This is a genomic window from Gemmiger sp. An50, from assembly GCF_002161595.1.
Taxonomy (GTDB): Bacteria; Bacillota; Clostridia; order Oscillospirales; family Ruminococcaceae; genus Allofournierella.
In genome coordinates, this window is the sequence record NZ_NFID01000002.1 from 179,721 (window position 1) to 194,742 (window position 15,022).

The 15,022-nt window shown below is 51.2% G+C and carries 14 protein-coding genes; 10 read left to right on the top strand and 4 right to left on the bottom strand.

Annotation, left to right across the window (positions count from 1 at the left end):
* Positions 1-155 precede the first annotated feature (155 nt).
* Together B5G03_RS02980 and B5G03_RS02985 are read left to right on the top strand one after the other, a co-directional pair.
* Positions 156-1,919: an ABC transporter ATP-binding protein gene (locus tag B5G03_RS02980; protein WP_087180294.1), complete on the top strand. Its 1,764-nt coding sequence runs from the start codon at positions 156-158 to the stop codon at positions 1,917-1,919.
* Positions 1,912-3,621, top strand: coding sequence for an ABC transporter ATP-binding protein (locus tag B5G03_RS02985; RefSeq protein ID WP_087180295.1), 1,710 nt, complete (start codon positions 1,912-1,914; stop codon positions 3,619-3,621). The genes B5G03_RS02980 and B5G03_RS02985 overlap by 8 nt, the downstream gene beginning before the upstream one ends.
* A gap of 405 nt (positions 3,622-4,026) precedes the next feature.
* Here B5G03_RS02985 and B5G03_RS02990 read toward each other — a convergent pair whose 3' ends face one another.
* Positions 4,027-5,001, bottom strand: coding sequence for a helix-turn-helix domain-containing protein (locus B5G03_RS02990; RefSeq protein WP_087180296.1), 975 nt, complete (start codon positions 4,999-5,001; stop codon positions 4,027-4,029).
* 190 nt (positions 5,002-5,191) lie between these two features.
* Here B5G03_RS02990 and B5G03_RS02995 point away from each other — a divergent pair, with 190 nt between their 5' ends.
* The 7 genes from B5G03_RS02995 to B5G03_RS03025 all read left to right on the top strand — a co-directional run bounded on the left by B5G03_RS02995 (position 5,192) and on the right by B5G03_RS03025 (position 10,872).
* Positions 5,192-5,794 (top strand): MptD family putative ECF transporter S component, encoded by a 603-nt coding sequence (locus B5G03_RS02995; protein ID WP_077138554.1) that lies wholly within the window; start codon positions 5,192-5,194, stop codon positions 5,792-5,794.
* Positions 5,791-6,480: an energy-coupling factor transporter transmembrane component T gene (locus tag B5G03_RS03000; protein ID WP_058964282.1), complete on the top strand. Its 690-nt coding sequence runs from the start codon at positions 5,791-5,793 to the stop codon at positions 6,478-6,480. The genes B5G03_RS02995 and B5G03_RS03000 overlap by 4 nt, the downstream gene beginning before the upstream one ends.
* Positions 6,477-7,874 carry an ABC transporter ATP-binding protein gene (locus tag B5G03_RS03005; protein ID WP_087180297.1) on the top strand — a complete coding sequence of 466 codons (1,398 nt, stop codon included), beginning with the start codon at positions 6,477-6,479 and terminating at the stop codon, positions 7,872-7,874. Before B5G03_RS03000 ends, B5G03_RS03005 begins: the two co-directional genes overlap by 4 nt.
* Positions 7,875-7,919: 45 nt before the next feature.
* Positions 7,920-8,315 carry a metal-dependent transcriptional regulator gene (locus B5G03_RS03010; protein WP_087180298.1) on the top strand — a complete coding sequence of 132 codons (396 nt, stop codon included), beginning with the start codon at positions 7,920-7,922 and terminating at the stop codon, positions 8,313-8,315.
* On the top strand, positions 8,312-8,737 hold the full coding sequence (locus tag B5G03_RS03015; protein ID WP_087180299.1) for a winged helix-turn-helix domain-containing protein: 426 nt from the start codon (positions 8,312-8,314) through the stop codon (positions 8,735-8,737). Before B5G03_RS03010 ends, B5G03_RS03015 begins: the two co-directional genes overlap by 4 nt.
* 277 nt (positions 8,738-9,014) lie before the next feature.
* The gene (locus tag B5G03_RS03020; RefSeq protein WP_206423596.1) at positions 9,015-9,398 is read left to right on the top strand and encodes a hypothetical protein; all 384 of its coding nucleotides are present in this window, start codon (positions 9,015-9,017) and stop codon (positions 9,396-9,398) included.
* Positions 9,399-9,552: 154 nt separating this feature from the next.
* Positions 9,553-10,872, top strand: coding sequence for an ABC transporter ATP-binding protein (locus tag B5G03_RS03025; protein ID WP_242962270.1), 1,320 nt, complete (start codon positions 9,553-9,555; stop codon positions 10,870-10,872).
* Positions 10,873-10,906: 34 nt separating this feature from the next.
* Here B5G03_RS03025 and B5G03_RS03030 read toward each other — a convergent pair whose 3' ends face one another.
* The 3 genes from B5G03_RS03030 to B5G03_RS03040 form a co-directional block, all read right to left on the bottom strand.
* Positions 10,907-12,589 carry a recombinase family protein gene (locus B5G03_RS03030; RefSeq protein WP_087180300.1) on the bottom strand — a complete coding sequence of 561 codons (1,683 nt, stop codon included), beginning with the start codon at positions 12,587-12,589 and terminating at the stop codon, positions 10,907-10,909.
* Between the two features lie 115 nt (positions 12,590-12,704).
* The gene (locus B5G03_RS03035) at positions 12,705-12,971 is read right to left on the bottom strand and encodes a DUF6870 family protein (protein ID WP_087180301.1); all 267 of its coding nucleotides are present in this window, start codon (positions 12,969-12,971) and stop codon (positions 12,705-12,707) included.
* A 261-nt stretch (positions 12,972-13,232) separates the two neighbouring features.
* Positions 13,233-13,643 carry an RNA polymerase sigma factor gene (locus B5G03_RS03040; protein WP_087180302.1) on the bottom strand — a complete coding sequence of 137 codons (411 nt, stop codon included), beginning with the start codon at positions 13,641-13,643 and terminating at the stop codon, positions 13,233-13,235.
* Positions 13,644-13,832: 189 nt separating this feature from the next.
* On the opposite strand from B5G03_RS03040, the gene B5G03_RS03045 reads away from it, so the two are divergent.
* Positions 13,833-14,885, top strand: coding sequence for a hypothetical protein (locus B5G03_RS03045; protein ID WP_087180303.1), 1,053 nt, complete (start codon positions 13,833-13,835; stop codon positions 14,883-14,885).
* Positions 14,886-15,022 lie beyond the last annotated feature (137 nt).

Sequence of the window (15,022 nt, forward strand, 5' to 3'; positions counted from 1 at the left end):
TCGATCAGCCACATCTCCACCCCAATCAGCCGGAACCGCGCCCAAAGCCTTGCGATACCGCTGTTTTGCCGGTAGGATGGATGTTGGTTAGTATCTGCTAACTAAAATATCACTTCCTGGCGCTCTCGTCAAGCCGGGGGAAGGAGGAACAGACGATGAAAGAAAAACGGCCATCACCGGTGATGCGGCTGCTGCAGTGGGCCGGGCCGGAACGGAAATGGCTGATCCTGTCCGTTTTGTGTGCCTTTGGCAGCGGTATTCTGGTCATCACATCGTATATCGGCATTTACCGGCTGATGGATGCGGTGCTCTCCGGCGCCTGTACCAAAGCAGTTATCGCCGACTGCGCTTTGCTGGTCACGGCGGGCACCGTGGGGAGGCTGGTGCTACTGGGTACTTCGGGTGTGCTGTCTCACAAGGGAGCCTATGGGGCGCTGTTTCGAGTGCGGTGCATGGTAACGGAGCATCTTGCCAAAGTGTCTCTTGGAGCCTTGGACGAGCGGAGCACAGGCGCGGTCAAGACCGTTCTCAATGAGGACATCGAGAAGTTGGAACTGTTTCTGGCCCACAACCTGCCGGAATTTGTGGCCTATCTCACAGGACCGGTTGTGATTTTCCTGTATCTGCTCTCCGTCAATGCCCCTCTGGCCCTGGTCTCTCTGATCCCGCTGCCCCTGGCCGGCATTGTGATGGCGGTCATCTTCCAAAGAATGAAGGGGGTCTTGTCCGATGTCAACCGCTCCCTGGTAGGCTTTAATTCCGTGATGATTGAGTACATCTCCGGTATGCGGCTGATCAAAGCGTATAACATGGGCAGCCGCTCCTTCCAGAAGTTTTCCCATGCCATTGAGGAGGAGAACCGGATCTGGAACCTGGTCACACACAAGACGGCTCCGCCCTATGCCGCCTTTCTGCTGCTGGTGGAGTGCGGAATGGTGCTGATGGTTCCAGTAGGCGGCCTGCTTTTCCTCCGGGGAAGCGTTACCGGCAGCGTATTTCTGCTCTTTGCCTATGTGGGCGGGATGTATCTCACCGAGATCCTGCCCCTGCAAAAACTGGCCACCACCTTTGCCCAGGCGCTCTCCGGTGTGAAAAAGGTGGAGGAGATCCTGGAACTGCCCACCTTTTCCGGTGGCGCGGCCTTTCCGGAGACCTGCGGCATTACCCTGGATCATGTCTCCTTTTCCTACAATGGAAAGACCGATGTGCTCAGGGATTGCTCCCTCACTGTGGCGCAGGGGGAAAAGGTTGCGCTGGTGGGGGTGTCCGGTGCAGGCAAAAGCACCGTGATCCAGCTGATGGCCCGCTCTTACGATGCGACCCAGGGAACGGTCCGCATCGGCGGCAGAGATGTGCGGGAGTTGGACTACGAAGACCTGCTGGACCATATCTCCCTGGTGTTCCAAAAGACCTTTCTGACCCGGGGCAGCGTGCTGGAAAACATCCGCATGAATTCGGGAGCAACACTGGAGCAGGTGCGCGAGGCTGCCAGGCTGGCGCAAATCGATGAGTTCATCCAATCGCTGCCCCAGGGTTATGAAACCAAGGTGGGTACTTTCGGCTCCCGTTTTTCCGGTGGAGAGCGGCAGCGCATTGCCATTGCCCGAGCAATTTTGAAAAACGCTCCCATTCTGATCCTGGATGAAGCCACCTCAGCGGCTGATCCGGAAAACCAGGTGGAGATCGACCGGGCCATTGAAAACCTGTGCCGGGGCAAGACAGTCGTGATCGTGGCCCACCGGCTGGGCGCCATCAAGTTGTGCGACAAGGTGGCAGTGGTGGAGAACAACACCATTACCTGCTGTGGTACCCATGAAGAGGTGCTGGAGAAAAATGAATACTATCGCAGGGCTTGGGCGGATTATCGGGCTGCCCGTGCCATTGCCTATTCTGTGGAAGGGGGTGTGCAGCATGCGTGAGGCAAATGTGTTCCGTAAAAATCGGGCCTTCTATTCCGGTGTGATCCTCACGGTAGTGGAAGGGCTGCTGTCCGGGTGCAGCTACTTGTCCATTTATATGGTTCTGTCCGGGCTGTCTGAGGATAACCTGAGTTCGCAGCGGCTCGGGCTGCTGACTGCATTTCTTGCGGGCATCTTCCTGATTCGACTGGTCATTTACGCCGCCGGTTACACGCAGGTTCAACTGGGCGGAGCTGCTGTTTCCAAAGGGCTGCGGCTTCGGCTGGGTGACAAACTCAAACAGATCCCTCTTTCCCGCTTCACCCAGGGCCAGGTGGGAGAATATGTGAATACCATGACCAGCGATGTGGGCAGCTACGAGAAGATCCTGACCCACTCCAGCGGCAACATCACCAAAAACGCGGTGCTGGCCGCCATGCTGGTAGGCTTTGTATGCAAAGTGTATCTGCCGGCGGGGCTGATTCTTTTCTTGGTCGTAGCGGGATTGATCCCAAATCTGTGGCTCTCCTTCCGCGTTGTGGCCAAATACGGCGTGGCCAAGCATGAGGTCAGCGCCGAGACGGTCAGCAGCATCGTGGAGTACATCGACGGCATCCAGACCTTCCGTGCCTATCATATGGGTGGTGTCCAGAATCAGGCCACTACCGAGGCGATGCGGAGGTTCAGCCGGGTGTGTTATCTGTACGAGGCAAAGGGCATCCCTATTGGCTTCGGGTATAACATTCTCAGCTGGTGCAGTGTACCGGCCATCATGGCACTGGCAGCCGGTCCCTGGGCAACCGGTACGCTGAGCAATGTGGATTATCTCATGGTCTCCATGCTGCCCATTCTGCTGACCAAGCTTACCACTGCCATTTCCATCGATCTCTTTGAATGGAAGCACCTGATGGTCTCTAAGAACAATATCCTCCAGGTGATGGCGGAACCGGAGGAGAGAGGTTCCATGGCGCCCTTCCATCCTGCTGAGCAGAACATCACCTTCCGCTCGGTCTCCTTCTCCTATGTGCCGGGAGAGCCGGTGCTGAAGAAGCTGTCCTTTACGGCGCCGGCAGGAAAGCTCACCGCAATTGTAGGAGACTCCGGTTCCGGCAAATCCACCATTCTCAATCTGATCGCCAAATACTACGAACCGCAGAGCGGCGAGATTTCCATCGGAGGGCAGTCCATTGAGACCGTGGCGGCAGAACGGGTGCTGGAGCAGATCTCCATGGTGGATCAGCAGGTGTTCCTCTTTGACGATACAGTTCGGGAGAATATCCGCCATGCCCGCCCCTCGGCCACAGACCGTGAGGTGGAGGCCGCCTGCCGTGCGGCTGGATGTGACGGCTTTATACAGAAGCTGGAGCATGGCTATGACACCCCTATTGGGGAAAACGGAAACTTTCTCTCCGGCGGGGAGCGTCAGCGTCTGTCTATCGCCCGGGCTATTTTGAAAAACAGCCCCATCCTGCTGCTGGATGAGGCCACTGCCTCTCTGGACATTGAAAACGAGCTGGCGGTCAAGCGGGCGATCCTGGGGCTTTTGTCAGAGCGGAAGACAGTAATCATGATTGCACATACCCTGTCTATCGTCCGAAATGCGGATCAGATCCTGGTGGTAGCAGACGGGAACATTGCGGAGTCCGGCACCCATGAGGAGCTGCTGGCCAGAGGCGGAAAATATGCCGCTATGTGGGCAGCTGAGCAAAGACTGTCCAATTAAGCGGAGATGCTTCCCCGGCACTGACAACGATTCCTTCTCTTCCTATCCCAATAAAGAAATCAAACGGACTGCAAATTGCTGCCCAGTTGATTCCCTTGCCAGAATGTTCATGGCTGCAGACAGAGAAGCGGCCGCTGACAGAATATCCTTGTCAATGACCGCTTTTTGTCATAATTCAGAATTCCGGAATCACGCCATTATAGCGATCCGCCTTTTCCAGAAGCGGCCCTCTGGCGCCCATGGTGAAGGCAATGTCGCTGCTGCGGATGGATAAGAGCCGTAGTCCCGAGAAACGCGAAGAAAGTCCATCAGCGGATTCGTCAGATGAACCTGCCCGTCTGTTTTCACAGAGAGCCAGCAGTGGTAGCGTCCTTTGCAAAAAGAGCCACGCCTTGTACATGGACTCTAATTGTCATCAGCAATCGAAAGGTGTGCCCTGCGGCGATACTCCAGCGGCGGGCAACCGAAGTGCCGGACAAAAACTGCGGCAAATTTGCTCTGATTTTCGTAGCCTACCTGTGCTGCGATCTCCGCCACTCGTAATTCGCTGCTCTGCAGCAATTCTGCTGCCCGGCGCATCCTCACCTCCCGTAAAAATGTGGAGAGGTTTTCTCCAAACACACCGCGGAAGTAATTCTTAAGACTGGTTTCGGCAACCTGGAACCGCTCCGCCAGTTCCCGCGCTGTATGGTTCTGGCTCAGGTCTGCGCACAGAATGTTCCGTGTCTCCCTGGCGATGGCCACTTGGGAGCTGGTAAAATAGCGGACTGCGGGACTGGTTTCAAGAGGCTGGCGTTCTACCTTCCAAAGCAGCAGGGCGGAGAGAAGTTTCAGCAGTCCCACTTCCTCCGAATCTCGAAGCTGCCACAGGTCATCCAGCAATGTCTGCACACAGGCAGGCGTGGGTCCCAAATACAGTCGGCGGGAGGTATGCAGGTGCTCCATGATCCCCTCCGGGCTTACTTCCCCCTCCTGAAACAGTGGATAGGGACGATGGGCCAACAAATCCAGATCCAAAAACAACTCGATACCCTCATAGAGACCGCTGGGGTAGCGATACTCCTCCTGAGCCTGCTGGGTTCCTACGGCCATGTGTCCTTGAGAGAGAAAGGCAAACTGTCCATCCTCCAGCACCACCTCACAGCGCCCCTTCTGGCAGAAGTTCAGCAGCAGGATGTTGGCTGCCTCGTTCTGCGCCAGAGGCCAGACCTGGGTATAGATCCGGTTGAAGGAAAGAATTGCGCCATCCCATAGGGAGAACAATCGCAGGCTTCCGGTTTCCGGGCCGCAGAGGGTCATCACCGCAGCCTTGCCGGCGGATTGAACCTTCACATGGCCCGGGAAACGGCTGGCATCAAAAAGTTGCGTCATATTGGACATGAGCAGCGCCTCCGTTACTTGATCTGGCTTTGATTGTACCGGACCGGCAACGAGCCGTCAATGATTGCTCAGAAACTAAGTGCTGTTTGGAGCCAAAACACCTGTATGGAGTTGGTAGCAGACAAGCAGTTATGCTATCCTGTCTTGTGGTTAGCGATACCTAACGATTACCGACAGGAGGAAATGAAATATGTCTCAATCATTGGAACAGGGAAAACGCAAACTGACTGCCAAAGACGCCATCACCGCCGGCGCACTGGGGGCGGTGTGCATTGCCATCCGCTTTCTTTTTATGCTGGTGGGCGGCGTCAGCCCCTATGTATGGTTTGCTACCCACTTTATTGATGCCATTCTGATCGGGCCGGTGTTCATGCTGATGGTGGCCAAGGTGCGGAAAAACGGCCCCTTCCTGCTCACCAGCCTGATTACCGGCTTGGTGCTGGTGGCCGCCACCTGGATGTTCCCCATCACGGGACTGGTGGGAGGAATTCTGTGTGAGCTGTGCCTGCGAGCTGGACAGTTCCGGAAGAAAGGCTGGCTGATGCTGGGCTTCTTCTGCTTCAATCTGGGCTTTATCGGGGACTTTCTGCCCCTCTGGTTTACCAAAGAAAGCTATTTGGAGTATGCCGCCCAGATGATGGACGCTGGCTATATGGCCACCATGGAGGGCCTGCTGACCTGGCCGGTGTTCGGGGTCATTGTACTGAGCATTCTGGTAGGTTCTGTTCTGGGCTCCTTGCTGGGTATGAAGCTCATGCGTAAGCATTTTGTCAAGGCCGGGCTGGCCCAATGAGGAAGAATATTCGCCCTTCTTTTCTTGATCCTCGAACCAAGATCCTGATCTGGCTGTTGGCCAATGTGGTGGTATTCACCTGGAGCCCTGCGGTTTTCCAGCTCAGTGTCATGGTAGCCTATTTGATTCTCTTTCTGGTAGAACGGAAAGGAACCATGCTGGCAGGGCTGCTGGCGACATATCTGGCTATCCTGGCGATACAGTACTGGCTGTTACCGCTGCTGCCCGGCTCTTTGGCTACGGTCTTTGCAACGGTAACCTACTTCATTCTGGTGTTCCCCTGCATTGCCGGCGGTGCCTATCTGATTGCCACCACCAGCGTCAGCCAGTTCATGGCTGCTTTGGAGAGGATGGGTGCTCCCCGGAGTTTTTCTATTACCCTTGCGGTGACTTTGCGCTTTCTGCCTGCACTTCGGCAGGATTTGCGTCATATCTGGGATGCAATGAATCTTCGAAATATCCGTGGCTTTGAGGAGAAACTGGAGTGCATTTATGTACCAATGCTTATGGGGGCAGCCCAGACAGCAGAAGAACTCAGCGAGTCCGCCACCGCTCGGGGCATCGAATTCCCAGGAAAGATGTCCTCCTGGCGGCCCATCGGATTTCACATCCAGGATGTGGTGGTCACACTACTGTTTTTGGCTCTCTGCGTGGGCGGAATCTGCTGCAAGGGGGTGCTGCCATGATTATCTTTGACCATGTGACCTATGCTTATGAGGGCAAGGAGACGCCAAGCCTTCGGGACTGCACCTTTTCTGTGAAACCGGGGGAACTTATCCTGCTCACCGGAGAGAGCGGCTGCGGCAAGACCACAATCATCAAGCTTGTCAATGGCCTGCTCCAGCATACTGGAGGTGGGACACTGGCGGGAACTGTTATGGTCGGCGGCCAGGATGTGGCACAGACCCCGCTGTGGGAACTGGCGCGGACGGTGGGTTCGGTGTTTCAGAACCCCAAGTCCCAGTTCTTCAATCTGGACACCACCAGCGAGGTGCTTTTTGGGCTGGAGAGTCGTGGAGCGTCCCATGATGAAATGGCACAGGCGCTGGAATCCGCTGTCCAAGTCTGCGGAGTGGGACCGCTGCTGGAGCGGAGCATTTTTGCTCTGTCCGGTGGAGAAAAACAGCGCATTGCCTGCGCCAGCGCCTGGGCCATGGGGCCGGAGCTGTTTGTACTGGACGAGCCTTCCTCCAATCTGGATGGGGAGGGTATCCGCCAGCTCCGGGAGATCCTGAAACAGTTGAAAAAGGGCGGAAAGACCGTGTTGATGGCAGAGCACCGCCTTTGGTACGCTGCGGATCTTGCTGATCGGGTGTTCTATCTGCGGAGCGGGCAGCTGGAACGGGAATATAACGGGAAAGATTTCCTCGCTCTGCCCGAGGAGGAACGCCGCTCCATGGGACTGCGGAGCATTGCGGAGGTACCGGTGTCCTCGCCTGAGCCAAGCCCAGCGGCTGGAGCAGACGGCTTGATGGTTCGGGAGTTGCGGGCGACCTATAACGGTGCGGCTGTATGGGAGGGCGTATCTTTCCATGCGTCCAGGGGACAAATTACCGCCATTACCGGCCAAAACGGGGCAGGCAAGACCACCCTGGCCCGGTGTCTGTGCGGTTTGATGAAGGAACAAAGCGGTACAATTTTTTGGGATGGAAAGCCTTTGAGCCGAACGGAAAGAAGGCGGAAGGCGTTCCTGATCATGCAGGATGTGAACCTCCAGCTTTTTGGAGACAGCGTGCTGGCAGAGATCCGGCTGGGAAATACGGCCACAGAGCAGGAGGCTTTGACAACCTTGGGCCGAATGGATCTGGCTCAGTATGCGGATACTCACCCCATGGCTCTATCCGGCGGGCAGAAGCAGAGGCTGGCCGTTGCAGATGGCTGTCTCAGCGGAAAGGAGCTGCTGATCTTTGATGAGCCTACCAGCGGACTTGACTATGGCCACATGCTGGAGGTGAGCCGACGCCTCCGGGAGTTGGCGGAGCAGGGACTATGTGTGGTGGTTATCACCCATGACGGAGAATTCCTGCGAGAGAGTGGGGCTTGGACGGCGGATTGGCTGCCAAATGACAAGCAGCGATGAAGTGTCCAGGAAATAGCCGCCTATATAACAGAAGGGGGACTGACTATGCCTTTGCACAAATCGGGTGAAGATTATCTGGAGGCCATCCTTGTTCTCCAAAAGAAAAAGGGCATGGTGAGGTCTGCGGATGTGGCTCGGCACATGGATGTGTCCAAGCCCAGCGTGTGCCATGCGGTGGCTACACTAAAAAAGGGCGGCTTCCTACTCATGGATGGAGATCACTTCCTGCACCTGACTGATCTCGGCCGTGAGGTTGCCGAGGATACCTACGAAAAGCATCTCTTTTTTACAGAGATACTTGTGGCAGCTGGTGTCGATCCTGTTACTGCCGAACGGGATGCCTGCCGGATTGAGCATGTAGTCAGCAAGGAAACCTTTGAGCGACTGAAAGCAACTCGTAAACTGAGTGGGAAAGCGGTGATATCATCGGACGAGTCATGATTCTGGAGCTGCACGAAAGAGATACGGAAGTTTTGGAGCAGATCCTGTCTATCCTCAAAAACCACCCTGAGATAGAAAAATTCGAGATTGATGAGGAACCGATGGTGTCGTTCCCTGGTCTTGAGATCTTTCCAAGCAGACGAAAGGTCTTTCGGGATCGCCAGGAGATTCAGCTTACCGCAAAAGAATATCGGATTCTCCTGCTGCTGGCCACCAACAAAGGCCGTGTGCTGACCTACGCACAGATTTACGAACAGGTCTGGGGCGATTTCACTACAGGAAACGAAAACAATACGATAGGTTTTCATATCTGCAACCTGCGCGAGAAGCTGTATCGGGCTAATCCAGATGCCCCGTTCTACATTCGCTCCGTGCGGGAAGTCGGCTATTGTCTGGAAGCATTTACTGAACGACTTGAGTAGCTAACCTGTTGTAAGATTTTTGCGCATTTTCTGTAATTCCAGTCAAAGCAATTACAATATAACGGAAGGCCTGATAATCATTGTTCTCTGAATAATTTTTGTGAACCATTGCAAAATGACCTAAATACAACAAAAAAGAACCGGTCGAGATCTCGTGCATGAGATCTCGACCGGTTTTCTGTTATTGGGGAATTAACTTAGCATTACTTCGACTCTTTGCGGAAGCACATGAACCAGTCCAGGCAATTCAGAAATCTGGACCTACTTTGAGCGGGAAATGCTGGAGCACTTTTCCTTTATCGGAGGGGACAGCAGCAGCGGCACCAAGAATCTGACCGGCTGCATGTTCTTTGTGGCTGTCGGTGTGGTGGGCAAGAAATACGGCCTCTCCGCCAACGGCTGGGGACTGCTGGCGACCACTCATTTTGATTGGACGCCCCTCCTTCTGCGCCTGCTGGCAGGCGGGCTGCTTAGTCGCTGCCCCGGCCTTGTCACAAGAGTGTTGAAGAAAAAGGACAAAAGAAACGCGGAAAACGCTGCGAAGAATCCTGACAGCTTTTTGACGCAGACCATGGAACCCAAAGTGGAGTATTCCATACTTTTCACAATTTCTACTATGATTTGTACCACAAGTCGTAGGTTGAGAGATAGAAGAAAGTGAAATTGACCGATTTGTAAATGGTTTTAGAATTTTTGGGCTAAAGAAGGTATATTTTGGGTTGGAACAGATAAAAAGAATTGCTAATCTATATGTGTTATATGATTAGCCTAAGTTAACTGTACAAGTTGCATTTGAAAAGCGAGGAGGTAATCCTATGTCTGTAGTAAAGGAACAAGACCACCAAAATAATCAGGCTGGGCAAACTGCGATGAAACGTCTGTCCAAGCCAATAAAAGTATGGGTGACAATAGCTCAGGTATTGACAATTTTTTCGGCGCTATTGGCTTTTGTCCCTTATTTAGCCTTAGTGTGGTTAGGCGATATTTTTTTGTCGGTTCAAATGGCAGGAGAACAGCTCCGTGCGGAGCAAGTACATGAAGTTGTTGAACTGCTGATCATGGCATTCCTTTCAAGATTGTTTTTCCATGCATTGTCATTAATTATCACACACTTTGCAGATATGAAGTTGCGTTTTGTCATACGTCAACAAATTGTAAGTCGTTTAAGTCGTGTCCCGCTGGCATGGTTTAGCCAAACGGATTCCGGCAAAATTCGAAATGCAGTGCAGGACGATACGAAGACGGTTCATACAGTAGTGGCCCATGCGCCGGTTGATGTGCTCAATGGCGTTTTGTCGCCGCTGGTGCTGCTTGTTTTTATGTTTGTGGTAAACTGGCGGCTGGCCCTGGTTGGTGTTGCAACCATCCCGCTGTATTTCTTTCTACAAGGACTATCCATGAAAGATATGGGCCCCAAGACTGCGGAAATGAACCGGCATCTGGCTAAGGTTTCTTCCAGTATGATTGAACTGGTAGCAGGCATTAAAGTGGTAAAGGCTTTTGGAAAGACAGGAGAGGCCCATCAGAACTATCAAGAAGCTACAAAAGATTTTTCCCAGGCCTATTGGGAGTGGTGTGCACCGTTGATTGGGCTTTGCTCTGTGGCGGGAGAACTTATTTCAGTTCCATTGCTTTTGCTTATAAATCTCGGTGGAGGGGCATTGCTCTTTGTAGCCGGTTTTGCAAGTCTTCCTCAGGTTCTGGCTTGTACGCTGATTGCAATTGTATTACCGGTAGCAATCAGCTCTGTTGCAAATACAACATGGTCTTATCAGATGGCAGGAGCCGCCGCAGTCCGTCTTTGCAACATCATGGACACTCCTGTCATCCCTGAGACAAACTCTCCAAAACAGCCCAATGGTCTTACGGTACAGGTTCAGAATGTTACATATTCATACGGAGACACCCGAGCATTAAATGATGTCACCCTTACTCTGAAGCCAAATACCATTACGGCTTTGATTGGTCCCTCCGGATCTGGCAAGTCTACCCTTGCTACTCTCATCGCGCGATTCGACGATCCACAAAGCGGTTCCATTTGTTTGGGCGGTGTTGATTTAAGAGATATTTCCTCGCAAACGCTCTATAACAATATTGCTTTTGTGCTTCAAGATCCTATGATTAAATCCTATTAGGAAAACACACTGTCAAAGGGGTGTGTAGCGGGACTTAGCCCGCTACGGCGGGAATTTCAGAAGTGTTAATTTCAATGTACTCGGCAATCTTGCGGAGATCGTCAGCAAATTTGAATTTTACGCTGATATTTCCGTTTTCATAAACCTTGATATGATCGACCAGCTCAACGAGAAGTTCTCGGGAAAGTTGGTCGATATTTTGATGTTTCGTAAATGCCATAAGCGCGGGATGCTCATTCTTTACGCCATTAGCCAGTTCTGCTTGTTCAGCGGTCAATCGGGCCAGTACATCTGTAAGAGCGATGGCCTGCCGTTCATAGTCGGCTTTCATATCCCGGTAATCCTGCTGGGTAATTTCCCCATCTTTCCAGTCCTGATAAAGAGATTGCTTGTAGCGGTTGATTTTCGTCAGCTCTCGCTCTTTCGTGGCAATCAATTCTTCCAAACGGATGGATTGACTTTTTTTGACCGGAGCTGTGTTGATACGGGCAATCATTTCCGAGTAGGAGACAGCCAGATGTACTTGCTGTTGCACTGCAAACAGTACGGCGGCCTCCAGACGGTTATGCTTGATAGAGTGCATTGTGCAGGCCGTCCGGGAACGGTTTTTGTAGGTGGAGCAGGCATAATACACATTGTTGTGATTACCTACACTTCTTGTAATTGCCCGCCCGCAGTCGGCACATTTCAGGAAACCGCTAAACAGGTGGACTTCCCGGCCTTTGGGGGAAGTGCGTGTATCACGCTGTAAGAGAGCCTGTACCTTGTCGAAAGTCTCATAGCCGATAATGGCCTCGTGCGTTCCAGAGATCTCCACCCATTCTTCCCGGGGTACTGTTTCAATCTGATGTACCTTGTAACTTTTCACTCGGCTCCGGCCCTGTGCCAAATCCCCGGTATAAGTTGGATTTACAAGAATGGCATGGATCATACGGGCTCCCCACATGGGATTGTCATATCCTCTTGTAGAAACAGGCAGGCCCTTTTCCAGTTTGTATGCGGATGGGCTAGGCACTCCGTGTTCATTGAGATACAGAGCAATCGCCCGTTTCGATGTTCCTTTAAGGAACAGAGAGAAAATGAGCTTGACCGTTTCAGCCGCCTCGGGATCAATAATCAACTGGTGCTTGTCCTTTGGATGCTTCATATAGCCGTAGGGAGCAAATGCACCGATATACTGGCCGTTGCGCCGCTTGTAGTCAAATACCTGGCGGATTTTCTTTGAAGTCTGATAGCAGTACTGATCGTTCATAACATTTGTGATTGGAACGATAATACTGGAAACGCTGTCCGGGTTAAGATAGCTGTCCACATTTTCCGCGAGACTGATAAATCGGACACCCATCTGCACAAACAGGTTATCAATCAGGCTTCCCGCATCGCTGTAATTCCGGGCAAAGCGGGAAAGGTCTTTTACCACAACACAGTTGATTTTGCCGCTCATTACATCGGCCAGGAGCCGCTGAAAATCTTCGCGGTTGGCATCCGTTCCTGTGTGTCCATCGTCCACATATTCAGAAACGCTTTCAAATTCCTCCAGGTGCTTTTGGTAAAAATCATTGAGCAGGTCGCGCTGGTTTTTCACGCTGTTGCTATCATCTTTCCCTTTTTTCAAATCCTCTTTGGAAAGCCGGATATATTCGCCCAGTCGCCAGCGCCGGATCGTATAAGAGGGAGAGAAACTCTGTTGAAACCCTCTGTTTTTTGTTCTTGACATTGTTCCTCCTTCCCTATCACATTACACTTATATTATAACTCTGTCCCATAGGGACAACAAGGATGGCTCTGCCTCGGGACACTTTGTCTCGAAGCGGGGCGGGCCGTAACCGAGGTTACAGCCCGCTTTTTTGACGGAGCAGAAAGGCCGTCAATGCGTCCTGGAGGGATGGCCCGCTTTCCGCAAATTCAATTTTCACACCAACACCGCCAATGCAGAAACAATAGGGATTTTTCACCGCCTGCATAAACCGGGTGATGCGCTCCTCACGGGAAAGCGCATTATCAAAGGTCATACCGCTCACATCGGGCAATGACCCAGCAGCTACGGTGCCGATGTCAACGCTTTTCATTTGTTCAAGTTCCTGTGCAGTTAATCTCACGGTAAAACCTCCTTGCTTAGATTGATAAAATGACTGCACTTCGGGACACTTTGTCTCAAAGCCGGTCAAAAATTTTTAAGTGCGGGAGCGCCAAGTTCATTTTCTTGACCTGTCATAAGACAACAATACTCGGCGCGACGCTCCCGCTTAAAATGTGTGGCCTCCGCGCTTAGTCGGAGTTGGCCACTATGTTGAGAAGATTATTACCTTCTCTGATAACCAAGACATTTTTGCATCAATTCCAAGTGGGAAAACAAAAAATCAATAGGTCTTTTTCATTCGTTCAAGCCCTCGTTTGATAGACTGTCGAACAGATTCCTCATGCACACCCTCCACCTGGGCAATTTCTTTTATGCTCTTACCGAGAATGATATGGGCGTCAATCCGGCGCCCCTGGATCTCCGGCAAAGAGTTCAGCGCGTTCCAAAGGCGAAGAAAACGCTCCTTCCTCTCCAACAATTCCTCGGGTGTAGGTTCATGCAGGCAAGCCGAAAATTCAATGCCATCATCACAGTCCAAAGAATATTGCGCCTTATGGCGTGTGAGTTTCCGTTGATAATTCCATTCGTATCGGATATTGGAGCGAAGTTCTTCAGCTACTTCGTCAGAAACTTCAATGAAGAAGTCATGCGTATAGAATGGGTAAAAATTTCGCAGGTTTATGGTTTGCATATCCTTTAACACCTCCTTGCTTCCTCTTGTCTAAAATTCTACAAAGCAAGGGGCGGTTTAGCATTAAAACGCGGAGCCTTCAGGTTTCTAAAATTCAAGTTCTATTTTATATTTTGTATTGCGCAAATTCTAAATTAGCAGTATAATTTACTTGGAAACACAATTATTCAAAGAAAGGGGATGGATTTTATGGGCGAGTTAGCAATCGAAAAGAAACGGCAGATTGAGGAAGTAAAAAAGCGGCTCAATGTTGAGTATGACAATTTTGTCATGCGGGGAGGAAATTACCATAGCCTGCTCAAAATACTAAACGATGGGCAGCAATTTGAATTGAATTATGACACTTTGAGAAAGACATTAAGTATGCAGGGCTACACTCTGGATTTCTTTTGTGTTTTGGCGCTTTGCCGCTACTGGAAACTGGACACGGCCTATATTCTGTCTCCGCCGGACAATAAAGAAAAGCCTATGCCTGCGGCTGATGCCATGATGGATTCCATTAAATTCAAGGTGCTGGATGATACGGCATACCTCGGAACCTATTATGGGTATCTATCCTCGAACAAAAAAGGCAATTCTGCTCTGCATAAGATGCGGCTCAAGATAGAAACTTCTCAGGCAGGAAGTTTCACCGCTACTTTAACAATCGAAAGCGATGTTGTTGATAAAGAGGGCATCCGAACATTAAAAAAGGAACTCCACGGAGTTCCGATACTATCAACATTCAATAACAACATTGCAATTACCTTAACGGATGATATTGGGAATTTCTTTTTCCTATACACCAATTACAAGAAATATCTCACCCCCAGAGTGTTCTACCGGAAAGGGATCGCCATCACCTCCGCCGCTACCGATGAGAGAGAGCCTGTCATGCAGACCTTTGTTTTATTTGATCGGCCTATTCCAGAGGAAAAACTTTGCTATATACCGGGTCTGTTGCTCCCACCGCAAGATATTGTCGCCATTTCAGAAGATTCTTTGAACACGCTAAAAGAAGAATACCCGGTAGTTGCCCAGTTGGTAGAAAATTTTCAATATCTGATAAAAGAACATAAAGAAATTGTTTATGACATAAACGAAATCTCTGTTCTAGCGGAAAAATCAGACATGAGCAAGGAAGATCGGTTAAAAGCGCTGACCTTGCTCAAAGAAAAATCTTTAGCCGCCGACAAATTCTTTTTCACATCAAGTCTCAACGAAAGTGTAGATTTTGTCAGAGATTATCTGCTCAAACCGTAAGAACCTAGTGTAAACCGGGAACATCATTCGATGTTCCCGGTTTGTGTATTTAAGTATTAACTTTGGGACAAAGTGTCCCAAAGTGTTTATCCTTGTTGTGTACTTTCTGCCCTCCAATGAAATGTTAATTATTTGCT